Here is a 15,743-nt window from a genome sequence, read left to right as displayed (position 1 = left end):
GCTCTTACCGGAGGCTTACGGAACCGCCGGAACGACGCCCGAGAGCTGATCAACGCTCTAGCTTCGGCTGCGTGAAACTCGACGAGCTGAACCGGCTCGCGGCGGAGCGCACCCGGAGCATGTGGCGCAGCCCGTTGCGCGGCCCGTGGCTGACCTCGGTGCTCGGCGCGGTGCTGCTGGCCGGCCTGCCGCTGGTGGCGATCACCGGGCTGTTGGACTACGTCGCCTACGGGCCGGCGTTCGGCCAGGCGTTCCCGTTGGCGGTCGGGCCGTTCCACCTGCCGCTGTTCGACTGGCCGACCCGGCCGTCCTGGTTGTTCCGGCTCCCCCAGGGGCTGCACGTCGGCCTCGGGCTGGTACTCATCCCGGTGGTCCTGGCCAAGCTGTGGTCGGTGGTGCCTCGGCTGTTCGCCTGGCCGCCGGTGCGCTCGGTGGGGCACGCGGTGGAGCGGCTGACGCTGGTCCCGCTGGTCGGCGGCGCGCTGTTCGAGATCGTCACCGGGGTGCTGAACATCCAGTACGACTACGTGTTCGGTTTCGACTTCTACACCGCGCACTACTGGGGTGCCTGGGTGTTCATCTTCGGCCTGCTGGCTCACCTGGCGGTGAAGCTGCCGGCGATGGTGCGCGGGCTCCGGTCCCGTTCGCTGCGTGCGGAACTGCGCACGCCGTTGGCCCGGACGCGGCCCGAGACGCCCGACTCGCCGGACGGCCTGGTGGCCGCCGCGCCCACGCCGCCCACGATGTCCCGGCGTGGGCTGCTGGCGTTGATCGGCGGGGGATCGCTGCTGGTCGCCGGCCTGACCGTGGGCCAGACCGTGGACGCGTTGCGCCCGCTGGCGGTGCTGTTGCCCCGGGGCCGGGTACCCGCGCCGGGGGACTTCCCGGTCAACCGGACCGCCGTCGCCGCCGGGATCATCCGGGCCGACCTGGGCAACTGGCGGCTCACACTGACCGGCGGGCCGTCCCCGGTCACGCTGGACGCGGCGCTGGCCGGGCTTCCCCGCCACACCGCCGAGCTGCCCATCGCCTGCGTGGAAGGCTGGTCCAGCACCCAGACCTGGACCGGGGTCCGGCTGGCCGACCTCGCCGCCCGAGCCGGAGTGGCCGCACCGGTCGCCGCGCTGGTGCGCTCGATGGAACGCGGCGGGCCGTTCTCCTCGGCCTGGCTGACCGCCGACCAGGTGCTGGACCCCGACGCGCTGCTGGCTACCGAGGTGAACGGTGCGCCACTGACCCTGGATCACGGGTTCCCGGCGCGGGTGATCGTGCCCGCGCTACCCGGCGTGCACTGCACCAAGTGGGTCGGTTCGATCGAGTTCAGGGCGGTGGCTTAGGTGATCACGCTCGGCATGCTGATCTGGTTCGCCGCCGCGATCGTGGCGCACGACCTGATGCTGTTCCCGCTGTACGCCGGGGCGGACCGGTTGCTCGCGCGATCGCCGGTGGTCAACTACCTGCGGGTGCCGCTGCTGGCGTCCGGGCTGACGCTGCTGCTGTTCCTACCCGGCATCATTCGCCAGGGCGGCCCGAGCCACCTGGCCGCCACCGGGCTGGACCAGCAGCCCTACCTCGCGCGCTGGCTGTTGCTGTGCGCGGCGTTCTTCGCGCTGTCCGGCCTGGTCTACCTGGTACGCCGAGTCCGGACAAAACCGTCACCTCCGCCACGGGACCCATGACGCCCCGGCAGTCACTAGCGACAACTGGGTGATCGGTTCCTTGACTGTCGTGGCGCGGAGAGCCGCGGGTGTGCTGTCCCTAGCTCTGCGTGGAGATACGCAACGGCGGCTAATCGGGACTCACTTGTCGTGACTGTTGGGGTGAATGTGATGCGTGGGATGTGTGCGGAGGCTGTCGAGGCGTCCGGGGCTGTTCCGTGGCTTGCGCCGGGAGTGAGGACCGCGCCGAGTTCTACCTGAGAGACGTTCGATCTTGGGAAAAGGTCTCTGGCGATGAACTCGGCGTGCGGCCGGCCGGTGAACGCGGATTACCTGGGTGACCAGGTGTCCGGGTCGTGGAATCGGTCAACTAGTCCCGCCATTTGGCAATAGTCTCAAAATCGACGCTGAACCGCCGCAGGCGGCGATCAAGCCCCAGACTAACCGGACCGAGTGATCTCACTTTCTCATTTGTTACGATCTTCGCATCTGTAACGAAATTAACACTTCGAATTTGGAAATTCGCTAATGTCCGCCTCCCGTTGAGAAGTCTCAAGTCTTATACGGAAGCGTGGATGCCGATGGTATCGATGTCGTTTGCGCTGGTCCTTGCCGCCGGCGACCAGCGCGATGGCGCGGGCGGGTTCCTGGCTCTGGCCTTTCTGCTCGGCGCCGGATATGTGCTGCTGTCCTTCTTCTTCCGCCGGGTTGGCGGGAAAAACCCGAAGACGGGCAAGCCCGGTGGTGCCGAGAAAGCAAGCGTTGGCGCCTGGGTGTTGTTCGCGGCAATTGTTGTCGGAATCTTGGTCGCCAGTCGCTGATCAGAGTCTCGGCGCCGCGCCTGCGGCCGGCTCGCGGAGTTCGTCGGTGGCGAAGGCGGTGACCCCGTCGCGGAACGAGGTGCTGGCGTGGAAGCCGAGCACCGCGCGCGCCTTCGCCGGGGAGGCCACCACGTGCCGGACGTCGCCGGGACGGGCGCCGCCGACCACCACCGGCTCCGGGCCACCCATCGCCTCGGCCAGCGTCGTCGCCAGCTCGCCCACCGTGTGCGGCTCGCCCGAGCAGACGTTCAGCGCCACCAGCCGCCCGGCGCCCGGGTCGGCGCGCAGGGCCAGCGCGTTGGCCTCGGCGACGTCGGTGACGTGCACGAAGTCCCGCCGCTGGGCGCCGTCCTCCAGCACGGTAGGCGCCTCCCCGCGGGCCAGCGCGGAGCGGAACAGGGAAGCCACGCCGGCGTACGGGGTGTCCCGGGGCATCCGGGGGCCGTACACGTTGTGGTAGCGCAACGACCACACCGAGCCGCCGGTCTGCCGCGCCCACGCCGCCGCCAGGTGCTCCTGGGCCAGCTTGCTGGCGGCGTAGCTGCTGCGCGGGTCGGTGGGGGCGTCCTCGGTGACCAGGCCGGGCCGCAGCGGTCTTCCGCAGGACGGGCACGGTGGCTCGAACCGGCCCGCCGCCAGGTCTTCCGCCCGGCGGGCCCCGGCCCGGACCACACCGTGCGACGGGCACTCGTACCGGCCCTCGCCGTAGACCACCATCGAACCGGCGAGCACCAGCCGTCGCACCCCGGCCGCGTGCATCGCGGCGAGCAGTACCGCGGTGCCGTAGTCGTTGTGGCTGGCGTAGTCCGGGGCGTCCGAGGGGTCCACCCCGTGCCCGACCATCGCCGCCTGGTGACACACCGCGTCCACGCCGGTCAACAGCTGGCGCAGCAGGCCGGCGTCCCGGACGTCGCCGACCACCACCCGGTGGTCCCGCGTCCAGGCCGGCGCGCCGGCGTGACCGTGGGCCTGGGGGAGCAGGGCGTCCAGCAGGACCAGCTCGTCGCCCCGCCCGGCCAGCCGGTCCGCGATGTGCGAGCCGATGAAGCCCGCGCCGCCCGTGATCAGAACTCGCATCTCGTCCCTCACCAAACCGTCAACAGGAGGTGGTTGACGCAGAGCGCCAACCCGGCTTGCGCGGCCAGCCACCGGGCGCGCCGGCCGAGCAGCGCGCAGGGCACTACCAGCCACACCGCGAACGGCAGCCAGATCCGCTCCACCTCGGCCTTGCTCAACCCCGAGAGGTCGGCCAGCAGCACCGCCGCCAGGGCGGCCCCGGCCAGCGCGAGCGCCGCCGGCGGCAGCGCGCGGGGCGCGGCGATCGCCCGCCGGACGCCCACCGCCACCGCCGGGCCGACGGCGAACAGCAGCGCGGCCAGGTTGGCCCACACGAAGTAGGCGTACGGCCGGGTGGCGGCGGCGCTGGCCTCATAGATGACCCGGACCCGCTCGAAACCGGTGAACCACCAGAAGCCGCCGGCGGTGAACGCCACCACCACCAGCAGCAACCCCGCGCCGGCCAGCGCGGCGGCCCGGAGCCGCCGGGTCAGCACCAGCACCGCCAGCGGCAGCGGCAACCCGAGCACCAGGCCGTAGGACAGGTACAGGCAGGCGCCGCACAAGACCCCGCCGGCCAGTGCGGCCAGGTCACCGCCCGGCCCCGGCCGGGTGGCGCCGACCGCGAACAGGGCCACCCCCCAGGCCAGGACGGCGGCGAACAACCCGTCGGCGGACACGCCGACCCACACCGCGCCCGGCAGGAGAACCGCGAACGGCAGCACCCGCCGGGCCAGCGCCTCGCCGCACAGCGCCCGCACCGCCACGGCCACCGCCACGGCCGCCGAGGCACCCACCACGATCACCAGCACCCCGGCCGCCGGCCCGCCACCCAGGCCGGCGCGGTCCAGCAGCACGAACAGCCCGAAGGCGCCCGGCGGGTGTGCGCCGACGTGGGTGGTCCAGAACTCGGTCTGCCGGGGGTCGACCTGGCTGGTCAGGATGTGGTCGGCGAAGGTGCGCAAGAAGGTGTCCAGCGGGCCGGCCCTCGGCACGTCGTGCAGGTACTCGTCCCTGCTGGTCAGCCGGTCCGCGATGCCCCGCCGCCAGCCGTCGACCAAGGCCAGCGAGGCGGTCCAGGCCAAGGACGCGGCGTACCCGGCGGCCAGCAGCCGGCGCCAGGCCAGCCGGTCGGCCAGCGCGGGCCCGTATGCGGCCACGGTTGCCGCTACCACCAGCGCCATCGGGGTGCCCACGCCGACGTGCGGCAGCCACTCCGCGTTCAGCGGCGGGAAGCCCAGCAGGATGTTCACCCCGCCGGCCAGCAGCGCCCGCCCCACCACGGCGGCCGCCACGACCAGCGCGACGCAGCCGGCAATCACCGCCGCGTCCGGGCGGGGCACCCGCCGGCCCGCCCGGGTCCGCGTCGAGATCAACACCCTGGACACGCTAGGCCCGGACCCCCCGCGGCGACCCTTACCGATCTGTGACGGCCGGGCGCCCGGGACTTTTCCGGGCCGGGCCGGGGTTGTCGCTCCAGGGGTTCCGCGCCGGGCGGGGCCACGGATGGCGGAGGTACCTGGCGGGATGGCGACGGCGTTGGTGGTGGGGGTCGGTCCGGGGCTGGGGCGCGCGGTGGCGCGCCGGTTCGCCCGGGAGGGCTACGCGGTGGGCCTGATCGCCCGCCGGCCGGAGGCGGTGGACGAGCTGGCCGCCGAGCTGGGTGAGCTCGGTGTGCGGACCCTCGCGCTGACCGCGGACGTGACCGACGAGCCGGCGTTGCGCAACACCCTGGACCGGGCGGTGGCCGAGCTGGGCCCGCCGGACGTGGTGGTCTACAACGCCGCGTTGATCCGCCCGGACGTCCCCGGCGAGATGACCGCGGGCGAGCACCTGGACGCCTGGGCGGTGAACGTGGTCGGCGCGCACACCACGGCCTCGGCGGTGCTGCCCCGGCTGGTCGAGCGGGGCCGGGGGACGCTGCTGCTCACCGGCGGCATGCCGGAGCCGAAGGCGGAGTACGTGAGCCTTTCGCTGGGCAAGGCGGGGTTGCGCGCGTTGGCCCGGATGCTGGACCAGCGGTACCGCGATGCCGGGGTGCACGTCGGCATGGTCACGGTGGACGGGCCGATCGCGCCGGGCACCGCGTTCGACCCCGAGGACATCGCGGAGCACTACTGGCGGTTGCACGGGCAGCGCCCGGACGGCTGGCAGGTGGAGTACGTCTACACCGGCTCGGCGCGCAGCCTGGCGTAGCGCCGCTTCGCCGCCCGGTCCCGGTTGACCTGGTCGTGTACCTGGTCGGGCGGCACCTGGCCGGCGATGCCGCACGCGTTCAGCACGGCGAACAGCTCGATCAGCTGCGCGATCCGTTCGTCGTCCGGGTCGGCCGGCTGCCGGGTGCCGTCGAGCAGCGCGAACGCGCGGTCCAGGTAGGGCAGCTCGGCGGCGAGGCCGGCCTCGGTGAGCGCCCCGGCCAGCGTGGCGCGAAGCCGGTCGGGCGCTGTGCCGGCGAGGTCGGCGATGGCCCGCTCGTCCAGCGGAAACAGCTCGTCGCGGTCCCGCAGGAAGATCAGCTCGATCGCCCCGGCGTGGCCGGACGCGCAGTAGTGGCAGCCGTTGCGCAGCGAGATCGCGGTGGCCAGCAGGTGGGTGCGGAGCGGGCCGAAGGCGCGCCGCGTCCGTTCGTACCGCCGCATGTTCGGCAGGAACCAGGCGACCGCGCCGACCGGCCCGAACCGCCGCACGATTTCCGGCATCAGCGCCGGGGTGAAGCCCCACAGCAGGCGGGGAATCGTGGCGAGCACGGCGGAGGCCAGCCGGTCGATCATCCGGAGACACCCCGCAGCGCGTCGTAGCGGCGCTTGAGGGCGTAGTCCTTGTTCAGCGCGGAGTGGGCCTGGTCCGGCGGGATTTTATGCCGGATACCCACCGAATTCAGTGTATCGAACATGCGTACCAGATGAATGAGTCGCAAGTCGTCCTCGTCGGTCGCCCGTGGGTCCTCGGCCAGGGTCAGGGTGAGCACTCGCTCCAAATGGCGGGTGTCGCCGTGCAGCGCGGCGCGTTGGGTGGCACCGACCAGGTCGTACCGGATGGCCGCCGGGGGAAGCCCGCACAGCCGTTGCAGCTCCAGCTCGCCGAGCGGAAACAGCCGGCCGTGCTCGCGCAGGTAGGCCAGCTGGAGCGCGTAACCGTGCCCGTAGGTGCAGTAATGGCACCCGTTGACCAACGAGATGGCCAGGCACAGGAGGTGGGTGCGGGTCTCCCCGTAGGCGGCCAGCGTTCGCTCGTACCGGGGCATGTTGCCGACGAACCAGCGCAGCGCCGAACTCGCGCCGAGCTGGGCGACCGTTGGTTTCATCAGCCTCGGCGGAAATCCCCAGAGCAGTTTGCAGGTGCCCTCAAGCAGAAGCGTGACAGTACGCTCCAGCACTTGGGCTGGCATGCAATTCTCCCGCAGAGTAGCCGAACGCTCACCGTGAGCAAACGTCAACTATAGCGCAATTCCGCGCGATCTCCCAACTCGGTCGGAATCTGAAGGAGATTTAGAATAGTGAGCTAATGAAACTAATTTCCCCACCGGGAGCCGCCGGCGACCTGCTCCATGAGCGTCGGCCCGCCCTCGCCGCGTTCCCGCAGGAGGTTCGCGGTGAGCGAGTACAGCGGGGCCTTCTCCGGCCGGTCCTGGGCCTGGGCGGTGATCGCGTCGGCGAGCGAGCTGGCCATGGACAGCCGGGGGTGCGCCGCGTGGATCGCCTCGGCGTCCTCGGCGGAGAGGATCTCCGCGCCCAGGCCGAAGTCCATCCCGATGCCGGCGCTGGTCAGCTGGCAGATCACCCCGCGCCGCTCCACGATGCCGAAGCTGGTGTGCAGCGCGATCGCCTCCCACACCACGTCGACCTCGGCGGCCGGCATGCCGTGCTCGGTGAGGAACTCGGCGGCGGTGTCCGCGCCGTCCACCTCGAAACGCTGGTCGCGGTTGCCGCGCTCGGTCAGGCCCATGTCGTGCAGCACGCAGGCGAGCAGCAGCAGCTGGTCGTCGTAGTCCACGCCGGCGGTCGCGCCGCGGTGCGCGGCGACGAGCCGGGCGAACAGGTAGGAGCGGATGCTGTGGTTGGCGACCGGGGCGGACTCGTGCGCGTGCACCAGCGCGATGGCCTCGGCGGCCAACGGGGATTCGGGCAGGGCGAGTACCGGAGCGGCGGGAGCGTTGCTGGTCATACGGATCATCCTGGGCCGGCCGGGCTCGGCGCACGAGTGGCAGAAATGCCGTAATCCAGTAGATTTCCGCCATATGGACGCCCACCGGGTGGCGGTGCTCGCGCTGGACGGGGTGCTGCCGCTGGACCTCGGCATACCGGTGCAGATATTCGGCGAGCGATCGCTGCCCTACCGGCTCACCGTGTGCGGCCCGACCGAGGCGGTCCGCACCGACTCGGGTTTCGCCATCGCACCGTGCGCGGACCTGGCCGCTGTGGCCGATGCCGACACGGTGGTGGTGCCGGGTTACGAACCGGCCGGTCACCGTCCGCCCGAACCGGTGCTCGACGCACTCCGCGCGGCGCACCGGAACGGTCGGCGGCTGGTTTCCATCTGCACCGGTGCGTTCGCCCTCGCGGCGGCGGGCGTGTTGGACGGGCGGAAGGCCACGACGCACTGGTGGTACACCGCCGCGCTGGCCGCCGACTACCCGGCCGTGCGGGTGGACCCCGGCGTGCTCTACGTCGAGGACGGCCCGGTGCTGACCTCGGCCGGCGTGTCGGCCGGCGTCGACCTGTGCCTGCACATCCTGCGCCGCGACCTGGGTGCCCGGACGGCGAACGAGGTCGCCAGGGCGCTGGTCGCCGCGCCCCACCGGGAAGGCGGCCAGGCGCAGTACATCCAAGCGCCGCTGGCCGCGCCGGACGGCGGCTCGCTGGCCGCCACCCGGGCCTGGGCGATGGGCCGGCTGGCCGAGCCGCTCACCGTGCCGGACCTGGCCGCGCGCGCCGGCATGTCGGAGCGCACCTTCGCCCGCCGGTTCGTCGCGGAGACCGGCCTGACCCCGCTGCAGTGGCTGCTGCGTGCCCGGGTGGAGCTGGCCAAGGAACTGGTGGAGGAGGACGCGCACGGGCTGGACCGCATTGCCGAGCGCTGCGGCCTCGGCACCGCCGCCAACCTGCGGCTGCACTTCCGCCGGCTGGTCGGCACCACCCCGACCGCCTACCGCCGAACCTTCGCGGCACGGAGCTAGCGCCGAAGGCGCTCGCCGAGCGTGCGCCCAGTTCGGCGCGCGCGGGGAGACACTAGGGGAGCGACACCGGCAGCGGTGGCCCGACGATTCGCGGGGTGCCGGAGCTGACCCGGTGCGAGTGGGCCAGCCGGCTGGGGCTGTCCCGGCGGGCGCGGTTGTCCAGGTAGTACCAGTCCATCCGGACCTCGCCGGGCGTGACGGTGAGGACCGTCGAGCCGTGCGAGTCCAGCTCGACGAACCGGACGTGCCGGTTCAGCGTCTTGATCGCGGTCTCCACTCCGAGCGAGGTGGTGCGCGGCGGCGCGTGCAGGAGGTCACCCACGCTGTCCGAGGTGATCGAGCAGCAGATGAACTCGGTGGCCACCGAGGGACTCAGCGGGTAGCTGCCGGCGTCCACCGGCACGTCGTTGGCCCACGAGGTGTGGATGTCCCCGGTCAGGAACACCACGTCGGACACCCGCCGCCGGGAGATGGTGGACAGCAGCCGGCGCCGGTCGGCCGCGTAACCGTCCCACTGGTCGGTGGCCAGCACGCCGCCCTCGGCGGGCAGCCCGAGCACGTTCAGCAGCGCGCCGAGCTGCTCCCGGGGCAGCGGCGGTATCAGCAGGGGAGCGATCATCACCGGGTTGCCGACCAGCTTCCACCGGGCACTGGAGTCGGCCAGGCCGTCGGCCAGCCAGTCGAACTGCGCCCGGCCGGTGAGGGTGCGCCCCGGGTCGTCCGCCTCGGCGGAGAACGGCCGGACCTGCTTGGATCGGTAGCTGCGCAGGTCCAGCATGGACAGGTCGGCCAGCGTGCCGAAGCGGAGCCGGCGGTACAGCGGGATGTCGTCCGGGCGCACCGGCATCCACTCGAAGTAGGCCCGGTAGGCGGCGGCCCGCCGCGCGCCGTAGCTGCCCTCGGACTCCGGGTCGTGGTTCTCCGCGCCGCCCGACCACCGGTCGTTGGCCACCTCGTGGTCGTCCCACATGCAGATCCACGGGGTCTTGGCGTGCAGCGCCCGCAGGTCCGGGTCGGTCTTGTACTGGCCGTGCCGGCGGCGGTAGTCGCTGAGCGTGATCGTCTCGGTGGCCGGTTCGTGGGTGCGGATGTCGTAGCCCATCGGGTACTGCCGGCTGCCGTACTCGTAGAAGTAGTCGCCGAGGTGCACCACGGCGTGCAGGTCGTCCCGCTCGGCCAGGTAGCGGTAGGCGGCGAAGAAACCCGCCTGCCAGTTGGCGCAGGAGACCACGCCCAGCCGCAGCCGGTTCACCGCCGCGCCGTGTGCGGGCGCGGTGCGGGTCCGGCCGACCGGCGAGGTCGCCCCGCCCAGCCGGAACCGGTAGGCGTAGCGGGTGGCCGGGTCCAGCCCGGACACGTCCACCTTGACGGTGTGGTCACGGCCCGGGCCGGTCTCCACCTCGCCGGACCGGACCACCTCGCGGAAGTCGTCCTCGGTGGCCACCTCCCAGCGCACCGTGCTGCTCGGTCCCCGGCCGGAACCCGGGTGGGCGTCGTCGGTGGGCGTCACCCGGGTCCACAGCACCACCCGGTCCGGCAGCGGATCACCGGAGGCCACGCCGTGCCGGAATACATGCTGCTCGTCGCCGTCCGGGTCGGCGGTCGCCAACCTGGGGAGGGTGGTGAACACCGCGCCGCTGGCGGCGGCAACCCCGGCGGCGCGAAGGATCGCCCGCCGGTTCAGCTGGGGAGCCACCTGACGGAGCGTGCCAGGTCGCGCACGCACAGCGAACACCGGCCCCTACCGCTCCTACAGGGACATCCGGACCCCGAATACACTCACCGTGAACCTCCCGTTGATCGTCGACTCGGCTGTCCACCTGGCTGACGAAGCGCGTGGAGGAAAGGTGACCGATGAGCGAGGATGACCCGCTGACCGGGCGGTTCGAGGCGCACCGGGGCGAGCTGCGCGCGGTGGCCTACCGGATGCTGGGCTCACCCGGTGAGGCGGAGGACGCCGTCCAGGAGACCTGGCTGCGGCTGCACCGGGCCGACACCGGCGACGTGGTGAACCTGGCCGGTTGGTTGCGCACCGTGCTGTCCCGGGTCTGCCTGGACATGTTGCGGGCCCGCGCGGCGCGGCGGGAGCAGGTGGTCGACCAGCTCCCCGACCGGGCGCGGGACGACGGGGACGGCCCGGAGGGCGAGGCGGTGCTGGTCGACTCGGTCGGCCGGGCGCTGCTGGTGGTGCTGGACCGGCTGGAGCCCGCCGAGCGGGTGGCGTTCGTGCTGCACGACATGTTCGCCGTGCCGTTCGCCCAGATCGCGCCCATCGTCGGGCGCACCCCGGTGACCACCAAGAAGCTGGCCAGCCGGGCCCGGCACCGGGTGCGCGGCGGCCCGGCCGGCCCCGGCGCCGACCTGGCCCGGCACCGCTCTGTGGTGGAGGCGTTCCTCACCGCCGCCCGGGGCGGCGACCTCGAGGCGCTGCTCGGCCTGCTCGCCCCGGACGTGGTCCGCCGGGCCGACCCGCTCGCCCTGCCACCCGGGGTGGCGACGGAGAGCCGCGGCGCCCGGGTGGTCGCGGAGGAGGTCACGGTGCTCGGCCGCCGGTCCCGGTTCGCCGAGCCGGCACTGGTGGACGGCGCGCTCGGGGTGTTGGTGGCGCCGCGCGGGCGGCTGTTGCTGGCGCTCACCTTCGAGGTGGTGGACGACCGGATCACCCGCTACGAGGTGATCGCCGATCCGGACCGGCTGCGTCGGCTGGACCTGTCGGTGCTGGACGATCCGGTGGTCGGTCATTCGGTGGCCTCCCGGTAGGCGCTGGACTGCAGCGTGTAGAGCTCCCGGTACGGGCCGGGCCGCCCGAGCAGTTCGTCGTGCGAGCCGGTGGCGACCACCCGCCCGTGGTCCAGCACGACGATCTGGTCCGCGTGTCGCACGTTGGCCAGCCGGTGGGTGATCAGCACGGTGATCCGGTGCCGGTCGATCGGCGAGTCGCCCACCGCGCCGGTCGGTTCGCGCAGCTGGTGCAGCGCGGCGAACACCGCGTGCTCGGCGCGCGCGTCCAACGCGGCCGTGGGTTCGTCGGCCACGACCAGCGGGGCGTCCCGGTACAGCGCACGGGCCACGGCGATGCGCTGCCACTGCCCGCCGGACAGGTCCTGGCCGGACCGGAAGCGCCGGGACAGCATGGTGTCCGGGCCTTCCGGAAGGTCCCGCAGCACGCTGTCCGCGCCGGACCGGCCGGCGGCGTCCGCCAGCCGCCGGTCGCCGTCGTCGGGCGTCTCGATGCGGCCGACGCGGATGTTGTTGCTGGCCGTCATCGGCCAGCGCGTGGGGTCCTGCATGACCACGGCGACCCTGGCGTGCCGCTGCGCGTCGGCCAAGGTGCGCACGTCCACGCCGTCCCAGGTGATTGTGCCGGAGTCGGGCAGGTAGAGCCCGGTGAGCAGTTTGGCCAGCGTGGACTTGCCGGAGCCGTTCTCGCCGACCAGCGCGATGACCTGCCCGGCGCGCAGGGTGAGCGTCACGTCGTCGACGGCCGGGCCGGGCTTGTCCGGATAGCGGAAGCTGACTCCGGCCAGCTGGACCACGGACGGCCCCCACGCGGGCAGCTCGGCGGCCCCGGCCCGGGGTGCCGGGACATGGGTGTGCCGCCGCGCCTCGGCCAGGCAGGCCTGGAAGATGTCGTGGTAGAGGCTGGCTTCGTACAGCCGGTTGCTGGCGTACACCGTGGTTGCCACGGCGGTGTTGGCGGTGCGCAGGGCGAGCGCGGCCGCACCGGCCAGGGCCAGAGGGAGCGCGCCGAGGTAGATCAACGCCCCGAGGGAGAGGTAGGCGATCCCGGTGCCGACCCCGGACAGCGTTCGCCCGGCCAGTTGGATCCGCGCGTAGCGGTGCTCCATCGCCACCGCCTCCTCGGCCAGCGAGTCGGCGATCCGCCGGTGCTCGGCCAGCAGCATGGGCTGGGCGGTGCAGGCGCGCACCTCGCTGGCGTCGTCCCGGTCGGTGACCAGCCGGCCGGTGACCGCCAACCGACGGCTGCGCGAGATCATCCGCACGAACCACTCGTAGTTCAGCTGGGCCACTCGCAGGTTGGCCCAGCCCCGGGGCAGCGCGGTGAGCAGCAACAGCGGCCCCAGCACCGGGTGCAGCAGGGTCGCGGTGATCAGTGCGGCGGCCATGGAAACCAGCGCGGCGATCAGGTCGCCGGCGGTGTTGGTGGCCATGCGCAGCCGTTGCACCCCCTGGTTGGTGGCATTGTTGACCAGCTCGACGAAGTCCGGGTCGTCGAAGGCCACCAGCTCGACGCCCAACACGGTGGAGTAGATCTCGTCGGCGGCCGCCCGCTCGACCAGCGGCGCCAACGAGGACTGCAGGGCGCCGACGGCGGCGGTCAGCAACCCGCCGGCGGCATAGGCGCCGACCACCCAGGCCAGCGCGGGCAGCGCCGCGACCAGGCGCTCCGGCGTCGGACCCTGCTCCAGGAGCCGGGTGAAAACGCTCGCCGTGGCGAACAGCCCGAAGGCGGTGGCCGCGCCGGAGCCGAGTTGGGCCAGCGCCGCGAGAAGGGTGAGCCGTGGCGCGGTGCGCCAGGCCCAGCGGGCCATCACGGCGAGCATCCGGGGCACCGCGCCGGCGACGTGCCTGAACCGGGCGCCGGCCACCGTGGCGTTGATCTTGGCCCAGGGTGGCGGCTCGGTGTCCTCCGAGCCGATCAGGCCGGTGGTGTCGACGGGTGGCTTGGCGGTGGTGGGAGCGGCGGGCCCGGCGGACGTTATCACGGTGGGGATTCTGCCCGCGGGCACCGACAAAAGAACCTGGCTTCGCTGAGGGAAGATGGCATCGATGACGGGGGACACAACACCGACACGACGGCGGGTCGCGGCCGCCTCGTTCGTCGGCACGATGATCGAGTTCTACGACTTCTTCTGCTACGGCACGGCCGCGGCGCTGGTGTTCCCGTCGGTGTTCTTCCCGGCGCTGGGCTCGGCGGCGGGCACGGTCGCGGCGATGGCCACGTTCGCGGTGGCGTTCGTGGCCCGGCCGCTGGGCTCGGCGCTGTTCGGGCATCTCGGCGACCGGCTGGGCCGCAAGCGGACGTTGATCTACACGCTGACCCTGATGGGGCTGGCCACGTTCGGCGTCGGGCTGCTGCCCGGCGCGGCGACCATCGGCGTGGCGGCGCCGGTGATCCTGGTCGGGCTGCGCCTGCTGCAGGGGCTCGCGGTGGGTGGCGAGTGGGGCGGCGCGGCGTTGCTGGCCGTGGAGTACGCGCCGGAGGGGCGCCGGGGCCGCCAGGGTATGTACCCGCAGCTCGGGCCGGGCGTGGCGGTGGCGTTGAGCAGCGCGACGTTCCTGGCCAGCGGCCTGCTGATGAGCCGGGAGGCGTTCCTGGAGTGGGGCTGGCGGGTGCCGTTCCTGGTCAGCGTGGTGCTACTCGGCGTCGGCCTGTTCGTCCGGCTGCGGATCGCCGAGACGCCGGTCTTCCACGAGCTGCTCGCGCGCGGTGGCCGGCCCGCCGCGCCGGTGCGCACGGCGCTGGCCGGGCACTCCCGGTCGATTCTGCTGGCCGGTGGCGCGTTGAGCGCGGCGTTCGGGCTGAACTACCTGGGTACGGTCTACCTCACCAACTACGCCACCGGCGTGCTGCGCGTGCCCATGCCGACCATGCTCGGGCTGGGCGTGCTCGGCGGGGTGCTGTTGGCCCTGGCGACCGGGTTCGGGGCGTGGGTGTCGGACCGGGCCGGGCGGCGGCGGGTGGTGCTGCTGGGCAACGCGGCGGCGGTGGTGGTGAGCCTGGCGCTGTTCCCGGTCATCGACGCGGGCGGGGTGCCCCGGGTCGGCCTGATGCTGGGCCTGTCGCTGATCGCCGGCGGGCTGACCCTGGGGCCGGCGGCCGCCTACGTCGCGGAGCTGTTCCCCACCGAGTGCCGGTACACGGCCAGCGGCATCTGCTACAACCTGGCCACCATCGTGGGCGGCGCGGTTCCTCCGGTGCTGGCCGGTGCGCTGCTGGCCAGCTACGGCAGCTGGGCGATCGGGGTGATGATGGCCGCGCTGGGCGTGCTCGGGCTGGCCTGCGCCTACGTCCTCCCGGACACCCGCGACCGTTCGTTGCTGGGCCCGCTCGAATCGGGCCGCCCGGTAGCCTCGGCGGATGATCGATGAGGCCTTCCCGATCCTGTCCACCCCGGATCTGGTCCGGGCGCTCGGCTTCTACGAGCTGCTCGGCGCGGAGGTGGCCTACCGGTTCCCCGAGGACGGAGCGCTCGAGTTCGTGAACCTGCGGCTGGGCGGCGGGTCGATCGGGCTGGCCCGGAGCCCGGAGGCGTCCGCGGCGAGCGACCGGTTCGCCCTCTGGTGCTACACCGACTCGTGTGACGAGACCGTCGCGCGGCTGCGGGCCGAGGGGGTCACCGTGGTCGAGGAAGCGGCCGATCAGCCGTGGGGCGAGCGGGTGGCGCAGGTGCGCGACCACGACGGGAACACCGTGTACCTGGGCGAGCGGGCCGATCAGCCGGCGAAACCCCGCACGTAGCGCTTCTGCCAGGGGGTCTCCACGGCGTGCCGGTCGTAGTGCCGGCGCACGAAGCCGACCGCCTCGGCGGGCGGCACCCCGTCCAGCACGGCCAGGCAGGCCAGCGCGGTGCCGGTGCGGCCCCGGCCGCCGCCGCAGGCCAGCTCCACCCGCTCCGACTCCGCCCGCCGCCAGGCCTCGCGGAACAGCTCGCCGGCCAGCGCGCGGTCGGCGGGCAGCCGGAAGTCCGGCCAGCGCAGCCAGCGGCTCTCCCAGTCCACCGGCGCGGGCGGTCGGCCGATCAGGTAGACGGCGAAGGTCGGCTCCGGCCCGGCCGGTGGCGGCCGGCGCAGGCCACGGCCTCGAACGCGGCGCCCGGACGGCAGCTCGAGTACGCCGGGCGCGTCCGGAGCCCAAGAGTGGATCACTCGCACACCTTAGAGGGTGGGTTGGCGAGAATACGACGCCATACGCCGGAGTTGAGTGTCCGAATTCTCTCGAGATGTCTATTTGTTGCATTCTTTTTGGTGCGGGTTGTGCTGGGGATAGCGCCCGGGGGATAATTCCCT

Annotated in this window: 16 protein-coding genes; 8 read left to right on the top strand and 8 right to left on the bottom strand. The window is 72.8% G+C overall.

Annotation, left to right across the window (positions count from 1 at the left end; genetic code table 11):
- Positions 1–71: 71 nt before the first annotated feature.
- The 3 genes from ABEB12_RS25330 (at position 72) to ABEB12_RS25320 (ending at position 2,479) form a co-directional block, all read left to right on the top strand.
- Complete coding sequence (locus ABEB12_RS25330) at positions 72–1,337, top strand: molybdopterin-dependent oxidoreductase (protein ID WP_345703136.1); 1,266 nt, start codon at positions 72–74, stop codon at positions 1,335–1,337.
- The gene (locus ABEB12_RS25325; protein ID WP_185062272.1) at positions 1,338–1,679 is read left to right on the top strand and encodes a hypothetical protein; all 342 of its coding nucleotides are present in this window, start codon (positions 1,338–1,340) and stop codon (positions 1,677–1,679) included.
- Positions 1,680–2,233: 554 nt separating this feature from the next.
- Entirely contained in the window at positions 2,234–2,479 is a 246-nt protein-coding gene (locus ABEB12_RS25320; RefSeq protein WP_185062271.1) for a hypothetical protein, read from the top strand.
- On the opposite strand, the gene ABEB12_RS25315 is transcribed toward ABEB12_RS25320, so the two are convergent.
- Positions 2,480–3,556 carry an NAD-dependent epimerase/dehydratase family protein gene (locus ABEB12_RS25315; RefSeq protein ID WP_185062270.1) on the bottom strand — a complete coding sequence of 359 codons (1,077 nt, stop codon included), beginning with the start codon at positions 3,554–3,556 and terminating at the stop codon, positions 2,480–2,482.
- Between the two features lie 8 nt (positions 3,557–3,564).
- A complete protein-coding gene (locus ABEB12_RS25310; protein WP_345703135.1) occupies positions 3,565–4,914 on the bottom strand; it encodes a hypothetical protein in 1,350 nt (449 codons plus the stop codon).
- 127 nt (positions 4,915–5,041) lie between these two features.
- On the opposite strand from ABEB12_RS25310, the gene ABEB12_RS25305 reads away from it, so the two are divergent.
- A complete protein-coding gene (locus ABEB12_RS25305) occupies positions 5,042–5,731 on the top strand; it encodes an SDR family NAD(P)-dependent oxidoreductase (protein WP_345703134.1) in 690 nt (229 codons plus the stop codon).
- Here ABEB12_RS25305 and ABEB12_RS25300 read toward each other — a convergent pair.
- The 3 genes from ABEB12_RS25300 to ABEB12_RS25290 form a co-directional block, all read right to left on the bottom strand.
- The gene (locus ABEB12_RS25300; RefSeq protein WP_185062269.1) at positions 5,701–6,306 is read right to left on the bottom strand and encodes a carboxymuconolactone decarboxylase family protein; all 606 of its coding nucleotides are present in this window, start codon (positions 6,304–6,306) and stop codon (positions 5,701–5,703) included. The genes ABEB12_RS25305 and ABEB12_RS25300 overlap by 31 nt on opposite strands.
- A complete protein-coding gene (locus ABEB12_RS25295) occupies positions 6,303–6,839 on the bottom strand; it encodes a hypothetical protein (RefSeq protein WP_185062268.1) in 537 nt (178 codons plus the stop codon). The genes ABEB12_RS25300 and ABEB12_RS25295 overlap by 4 nt, the downstream gene beginning before the upstream one ends.
- A gap of 206 nt (positions 6,840–7,045) precedes the next feature.
- Positions 7,046–7,699: an HD domain-containing protein gene (locus ABEB12_RS25290; RefSeq protein WP_345703133.1), complete on the bottom strand. Its 654-nt coding sequence runs from the start codon at positions 7,697–7,699 to the stop codon at positions 7,046–7,048.
- 73 nt (positions 7,700–7,772) lie between these two features.
- Here ABEB12_RS25290 and ABEB12_RS25285 point away from each other — a divergent pair, with 73 nt between their 5' ends.
- Positions 7,773–8,711 (top strand): DJ-1/PfpI family protein, encoded by a 939-nt coding sequence (locus ABEB12_RS25285; protein ID WP_185062266.1) that lies wholly within the window; start codon positions 7,773–7,775, stop codon positions 8,709–8,711.
- Between the two features lie 52 nt (positions 8,712–8,763).
- Here ABEB12_RS25285 and ABEB12_RS25280 read toward each other — a convergent pair whose 3' ends face one another.
- Positions 8,764–10,407 carry an alkaline phosphatase D family protein gene (locus ABEB12_RS25280; protein WP_185062265.1) on the bottom strand — a complete coding sequence of 548 codons (1,644 nt, stop codon included), beginning with the start codon at positions 10,405–10,407 and terminating at the stop codon, positions 8,764–8,766.
- A gap of 158 nt (positions 10,408–10,565) precedes the next feature.
- Here ABEB12_RS25280 and ABEB12_RS25275 point away from each other — a divergent pair, with 158 nt between their 5' ends.
- Positions 10,566–11,471, top strand: a complete 906-nt coding sequence (locus ABEB12_RS25275) for a sigma-70 family RNA polymerase sigma factor (RefSeq protein ID WP_185062264.1) — start codon at positions 10,566–10,568, stop codon at positions 11,469–11,471.
- Here the strand turns inward: ABEB12_RS25275 and ABEB12_RS25270 are convergent.
- Entirely contained in the window at positions 11,450–13,438 is a 1,989-nt protein-coding gene (locus ABEB12_RS25270) for an ABC transporter ATP-binding protein (protein ID WP_345703132.1), read from the bottom strand. The two genes, ABEB12_RS25275 and ABEB12_RS25270, sit on opposite strands and share 22 nt — an antisense overlap.
- A 64-nt stretch (positions 13,439–13,502) precedes the next feature.
- On the opposite strand from ABEB12_RS25270, the gene ABEB12_RS25265 reads away from it, so the two are divergent.
- Together ABEB12_RS25265 and ABEB12_RS25260 are read left to right on the top strand one after the other, a co-directional pair.
- On the top strand, positions 13,503–14,825 hold the full coding sequence (locus ABEB12_RS25265) for an MFS transporter (RefSeq protein WP_221498188.1): 1,323 nt from the start codon (positions 13,503–13,505) through the stop codon (positions 14,823–14,825).
- The gene (locus ABEB12_RS25260) at positions 14,815–15,195 is read left to right on the top strand and encodes a VOC family protein (RefSeq protein ID WP_185062262.1); all 381 of its coding nucleotides are present in this window, start codon (positions 14,815–14,817) and stop codon (positions 15,193–15,195) included. The genes ABEB12_RS25265 and ABEB12_RS25260 overlap by 11 nt, the downstream gene beginning before the upstream one ends.
- On the opposite strand, the gene ABEB12_RS25255 is transcribed toward ABEB12_RS25260, so the two are convergent.
- Positions 15,171–15,602 carry a phosphatase domain-containing protein gene (locus ABEB12_RS25255; RefSeq protein WP_185062261.1) on the bottom strand — a complete coding sequence of 144 codons (432 nt, stop codon included), beginning with the start codon at positions 15,600–15,602 and terminating at the stop codon, positions 15,171–15,173. The genes ABEB12_RS25260 and ABEB12_RS25255 overlap by 25 nt on opposite strands.
- Positions 15,603–15,743 lie beyond the last annotated feature (141 nt).

Source organism: Actinospineispora eucalypti, assembly GCF_039543365.1.
Lineage (GTDB): Bacteria > Actinomycetota > Actinomycetes > Mycobacteriales > Pseudonocardiaceae > Pseudonocardia > Pseudonocardia eucalypti.
The sequence above is the reverse complement of the archived record's forward strand: the minus strand, read 5'-3'. Positions and strand labels throughout refer to the sequence as shown.

Bases quoted from the DNA above. Each gene is read 5' to 3' on its own strand.
- ABEB12_RS25320 (WP_185062271.1), top strand. From the start codon at position 2,234: ATGCCGATGGTATCGATGTCGTTTGCGCTGGTCCTTGCCGCCGGCGAC.
- ABEB12_RS25315 (WP_185062270.1), bottom strand. From the start codon at position 3,556: ATGCGAGTTCTGATCACGGGCGGCGCGGGCTTCATCGGCTCGCACATC.
- ABEB12_RS25305 (WP_345703134.1), top strand. From the start codon at position 5,042: ATGGCGGAGGTACCTGGCGGGATGGCGACGGCGTTGGTGGTGGGGGTC.
- ABEB12_RS25300 (WP_185062269.1), bottom strand. From the start codon at position 6,306: ATGATCGACCGGCTGGCCTCCGCCGTGCTCGCCACGATTCCCCGCCTG.
- ABEB12_RS25295 (WP_185062268.1), bottom strand. From the start codon at position 6,839: ATGAAACCAACGGTCGCCCAGCTCGGCGCGAGTTCGGCGCTGCGCTGG.
- ABEB12_RS25290 (WP_345703133.1), bottom strand. From the start codon at position 7,699: ATGACCAGCAACGCTCCCGCCGCTCCGGTACTCGCCCTGCCCGAATCC.
- ABEB12_RS25285 (WP_185062266.1), top strand. From the start codon at position 7,773: ATGGACGCCCACCGGGTGGCGGTGCTCGCGCTGGACGGGGTGCTGCCG.
- ABEB12_RS25275 (WP_185062264.1), top strand. From the start codon at position 10,566: ATGAGCGAGGATGACCCGCTGACCGGGCGGTTCGAGGCGCACCGGGGC.
- ABEB12_RS25265 (WP_221498188.1), top strand. From the start codon at position 13,503: ATGACGGGGGACACAACACCGACACGACGGCGGGTCGCGGCCGCCTCG.
- ABEB12_RS25260 (WP_185062262.1), top strand. From the start codon at position 14,815: ATGATCGATGAGGCCTTCCCGATCCTGTCCACCCCGGATCTGGTCCGG.